Raw genomic sequence first — 820 nt, forward strand, 5'->3', positions numbered from 1 at the left:
CGAAAGCCGGGTCTCGACCCCGACCGAAACCCCGGCCCCACCCCCGACCGAAACCCGGGCCACATCGCGCCCGAAGCCGGTTCCCACCCCACCCGGAGACTCCCGCCGGCCGAGTACTACGCGTCGCTACCTCGGCACATCGCCGCCGCCGGTGTGATCCTGCGCGACGACGACCACCGCATCCTGCTCGTGGAACCCCTGTACGGCGACGGCACGTGGGAGATCCCCGGCGGAGGGGCGGACCCCGGCGAACTGCCCTGGGACACCGCGCGCCGCGAGATCGCCGAGGAACTCGGCCTCGACCTCACGCCCGGCCGACTGCTCGCCGTCGACTGGGTGCCGGCGTTGCCGGACGGTCGGCCCGCACTCGCGAACCACGTGTTCGACGGTGGCACGCTCGGCACCGCCGACGCCGAGCATCGGATCCGCCTCGACCGAAGCGAATTGCGCTCGTGGCGCTTCGCCGAACCCAGCGCGTGGCAGCGGCTGATGGCCCCGCACATGGCCCGGCGTCTCGACGCGTGCGCGCGAGCCCTCACCACCGGCGAAACCGCCTACCTGCACTGCGGCATCCCCCCGAATACCTCCTGATCCGAACATCCCCGTTTCGGGCCCGGGCCCGCCCCGAACCACCGACTCCACCTCCGCGACCCGGAGTTCGTGGCGGTATCACCCAAAGCCGTACCGCCCCGGAGCCGTGCCTCCGCAAAGCCCTACCGCCTCGGGGCCGTGCCGAACTCCCGCGTGACGGCCGTGGTGAAGTCGAAGGTGGCCGCCCCTTCGCGCCCGCCGGTCAGGCGGGCACAGGCGCCCCGGTCGG

At 73.2% G+C, this 820-nt stretch carries 1 protein-coding gene; it reads left to right on the plus strand.

Annotated features, from left to right (window positions below; translation table 11 throughout):
- A partial coding sequence (locus tag GT354_RS50445; RefSeq protein ID WP_237536240.1) for an NUDIX hydrolase occupies window positions 1-591 on the plus strand: 591 nt, incomplete at its 5' end.
- Window positions 592-820 lie beyond the last annotated feature (229 nt).

Source organism: Streptomyces sp. SID3343 (genome assembly GCF_009865215.1).
Taxonomy (GTDB): Bacteria; Actinomycetota; Actinomycetes; order Streptomycetales; family Streptomycetaceae; genus Embleya.